This window comes from Blastomonas sp. CCH1-A6 (assembly GCF_001556365.1).
In the GTDB taxonomy this organism is placed as follows: Bacteria; Pseudomonadota; Alphaproteobacteria; order Sphingomonadales; family Sphingomonadaceae; genus Blastomonas; species Blastomonas ursincola.
Genome location: NZ_LSIS01000441.1, coordinates 1 through 3,681 on the forward strand (window position 1 = coordinate 1; position 3,681 = coordinate 3,681).

Below are 3,681 nucleotides of genomic sequence, written 5' to 3' on the forward strand. Positions count from 1 at the left end.
CACGATATACAGCGCCCCATCCCCGCCATGCCGGGGATGCGCGTTGCGCACCGCCGCGATATCGCCCGCATGGCGCGACGAGGCGAGCCAGTCCGACACCGCTGCGCGGATCGCGCCGCGCCCACTTTCGGGCGCCCTAGCCTTGCCGGTAATCAGCAGCATCAGCCGCATATCCGCCGCAATGGCCTGGCCCAGCGCCAGGTCGAGCCGCGCATAGGCGCTCGCCAGCGTGTGGCCGTGGAGGTCGATCGTCACATCGGGCTGCACCCCGCCCTTGGCCATGCGCCGGTCCCAATGGCCGTCGAGATTGCCCTTGACCGTGGGGACGGGTGCAGGAGTGAAAGTCCAGCCGGGGGTGGGTTTGGTTGTGCTTCCGCTCAGCCAGTCCTCCCCCTTGATGGGGGAGGCGCGAGACTTGGCCGCGTGCGGCCTAGTCGCAGCGTTGGGGGTGATGGTGCCGCTAGCATCCGAGCTGGAGGCACCATCACCCCCACGCGATTCCTGGTTGGGGATTTGGCCTCCCCCATCAAGAAGGAGGGCTTTACGCGGGAGGGGAGAGGATTTCCTGTCCTTGAACGGCTCGACGGTCGCGATCACCCGCTTCCACAGGGCCGCTTCCGCATCGGTCAGCGGCCTGCGGCTCATCGTCAGCGTGCCTGGGCAGCGAGTCGGTCGTATGTCCCGCGCGGCAGCAGGATCAGCGCCAGCCCCCGCGCGGACATGCCACCCGCAATCGTCCGCGCCTGGTCGCCGGCACCCCAGAAGGTATCGAACCGGTTCGCGCCCTTGATTGCGCCGCCGGTATCCTGCGCCACCCACAGCCCGTTGGGCTCGGCGCGGTCCATCGACAGGAAGACCGGCGCACCGAGCGGAATGAACTTGGGGTCGGCAGCGACGGTGCTGCCCGCCTCGACCTGATAGCCGAGCGCGCCCAGCGGCCCCGGCCCGGTCAGCTCGCGGAAGAAGACGAAGCTCTTGTTCTCGCGCATGATCGCGCGGCCCTCTTCAGGGTTCGCGCGCAGCCAGGCGACGATGCCCTGCATGCTCGCCTGGCCCGGCGCGAGCAGACCGCGTGTCCGCATCAATGCGCCGATGCCGGTATAGTCGCGCCCGTTCTGCGACGCATAGCCGATCCGCACCACCGATCCGTCGGGCGCGCGCAGCCGTCCCGAACCCTGGACCTGAAGGAAAAAGAACTCGATCTCGTCCGCCGCCCAGGCGATCACCGGCGCGCGGCCGTTCAGCGATCCCTGCTCGATTTGCGTCCGGTCATCATAGGGCACGAAATCGCTGCCCTTGACCTTGCCGCGGATCTTCTTGCCCGCCCATTCGGGGGAGAATTGCGACAGGTCGACATCGACCAGATCGGACGGGCGGCCATAGACCGGCACCTCGAACCCCGGCTGGCGGGTGCGGGTGCCCGCGATCTCGGGTTCGAAATAGCCGGTGGCAAAGGCCGCGCCCTCGCCGACCTGGACCGCCTCGAACGCCTCGGCAAAGAAGCGTGCGGGGTCTTTGTCGCCCCAGGAAGCGGCGGCATCGCAGGGCGCGCGCCAGTCCTCGGGCCGGGTCAGGCCACTCGCATCCTGGCGCTTGGTGACCGAGGGGCAGGTCAGGCGAAATGCGGCGAGCGCCGCGCGCGCATCGTCGGCGGCGATCGGCAGGCTGGCGATTTCGGGACCGCGCCGCAGCGTCTGGCCTGCAGCTTGCGCAACATCGGCGCTGGCGATCACCCCTGCCCCGGTCATCGCGGGCAGCGGCGTCGCGCGCGGGATCACATAGTTGGTCGAAGCCGTCGGCGCGGGCGCAGGGCCGGGCGCGCGGCCCGGCGCGGGGGTCACCGTCTCATAAGGCAGGCGCGAAGGCGGCGGCGTCGATGCGGTCTCTGCCGAGGGAATAGCCCCCGCGCATCCGGCAAGCGCCAGCGGCAACAGGGCAAGCGCCAGCCTGTGCATCGCAGCCCCCTGCCCCGACACGATCAGGCCTGATCGGTTTCGACCAGAATCCAGTTGGGATCGTTGCTGCGCAGGTCGCGCTGGAAGGTCCACACGTCGTGCGTCTCGACCGCATCGGTCAACGAACCGGCGACCAGCTCGCCATCAGGGCCGCGCACGACCGCGGCGATGTCCGAATCGAAGCGCACGGTAATGCGTGCCAGCGGCGCGTCATATTCGGCATCGACGATACGGGTCTCGTCGATCCGCACCAGCCGGTTTTCCAGCGTCTCGCCGCGCTGGTCACGCTGCTCGATCGATTCGGCGAAGCTTTCGTACACCTCGTCATCGCACAGGCTGCGCAGCTGCTCGCGATCGCCCAACCAGAAAGCCTCGAGGATCATCGCATAGGCAGCCTTGGCGCCTTCACGGAAGCGGCCGACATCGAAGCTGCGATCGGCAGCAAGCATCTGGCGGATGCCGGGCTCGGCAGTGATATCGAACACCGTCGAGGTGCCCGGCGTCAGCCCGGCGGGCTTGTCGTCAAGCTGTGGCCGCTCGATCGCGGCGGGGCGTTTGGTGACAGGCGTGTCCATCCCGCGGGTCAGCGGTTCCTGCTCGTGCCCGGTGCGTTTGCCCAGCACCGAATAGAGCCGGAGCCCCAGAAATGCTGCAACCATGGCCAGGATGATGATTTCTACCGTCACAAGACTTCCCGTTTGCCCACCCGTGTGGAACGTGATGCTGCCAGCGCAGCAGGTTGAAAGCACAACATAGGACATGTCGGCCAATATGCAAATCGCTTTGGCCCGATATCCGTTGCGCCGGACCTGCACTTTCGCGACGCTTGCGCATGCACCGCAGCCCGATTAGAGCGCCGATCAGGACGCGCGGGGCGCGCACGAGCATCGAAAGGGAATATCCATGGCCGAAGACGGCACCGACAACTCGCAAAATCCGGCGCTGAACGGCGCAGCGGGACCGCAGGCGGGCCTGATCTCGCAATATGTGAAGGACCTTTCGGTCGAGAACCCGAATGCGCCCGACAGCTATCAGTGGCCCGGCCAGCTGAGCTTCGACGTGCAGTTCCGCGCCGAATCGCGCCAGCTCAACGAAGAAGTGCATGAAATGCTGTGCACCTACACGATCGCGGCCAAGGCCGAGCAGGGCACCGCCTATCTCGTCGAGCTCGCCTATGGCGCGCTGGTCGGCCTGCGCGGGATGGACGAGGAGCAGACCCGCCGCTTCCTGTTCGCCGATACGCCGCGCATGGTCTTCCCGAACATCCGTCTGATCCTGGGCAATGTCATCCGCGATGCGGGCTATCCGCCGCTGGTGCTCGAACCGATCGATTTCGTCGGCCTGTACGAACAGCAGAGCCAGGATCCGAATTTCGGTGCGGCGATGCCGCCTGCAGAAGGCAACGCCTGATCCTCGCATCCCGGGTCATCATCCGATGAACCTCCTGCGCGCCGTCTCCACCATCGGCGGTCTGACCCTGGTCAGCCGCGTGCTGGGGATGGTGCGCGACATATTGATGGCGCGCTATGTCGGCGCAGGCATGGCATCGGACGCGTTCCTGATCGCCTGGCGGCTGCCCAACCTGTTTCGCGCGCTGTTTGCCGAGGGCGCGTTCGCCGCGGTCTTCGTGCCGATGTTCAACCGCAAGCTGGCCGAAGCCGACAAGGACGCGCCCGGTACCGGGCTGGACGTCGCCAAGGCCTTTGCCGGCCAGGTGCTGTCGGTG

Annotated in this window: 5 protein-coding genes; 2 read left to right on the forward strand and 3 right to left on the reverse strand. The window is 67.2% G+C overall.

Annotated features, from left to right (window positions below; all coding sequences use genetic code 11):
- The 3 genes from AX735_RS24660 to AX735_RS20015 form a co-directional block, all read right to left on the reverse strand.
- A partial coding sequence (locus AX735_RS24660; RefSeq protein WP_082751222.1) for a Smr/MutS family protein occupies positions 1-645 on the reverse strand: 645 nt, incomplete at its 3' end.
- 2 nt (positions 646-647) lie between these two features.
- A complete protein-coding gene (gene mltA / locus AX735_RS20010) occupies positions 648-1,955 on the reverse strand; it encodes a murein transglycosylase A (protein WP_066284004.1) in 1,308 nt (435 codons plus the stop codon).
- 23 nt (positions 1,956-1,978) lie between these two features.
- The gene (locus AX735_RS20015) at positions 1,979-2,641 is read right to left on the reverse strand and encodes a Tim44/TimA family putative adaptor protein (RefSeq protein WP_137775845.1); all 663 of its coding nucleotides are present in this window, start codon (positions 2,639-2,641) and stop codon (positions 1,979-1,981) included.
- A 217-nt stretch (positions 2,642-2,858) separates the two neighbouring features.
- Between AX735_RS20015 and AX735_RS20020 the strand changes: the two genes are divergently transcribed.
- Positions 2,859-3,365: a protein-export chaperone SecB gene (locus AX735_RS20020; RefSeq protein WP_066284001.1), complete on the forward strand. Its 507-nt coding sequence runs from the start codon at positions 2,859-2,861 to the stop codon at positions 3,363-3,365.
- A 25-nt stretch (positions 3,366-3,390) separates the two neighbouring features.
- The coding region (locus tag AX735_RS20025; protein WP_446471840.1) for a lipid II flippase MurJ at positions 3,391-3,681 on the forward strand (291 nt) is incomplete at its 3' end.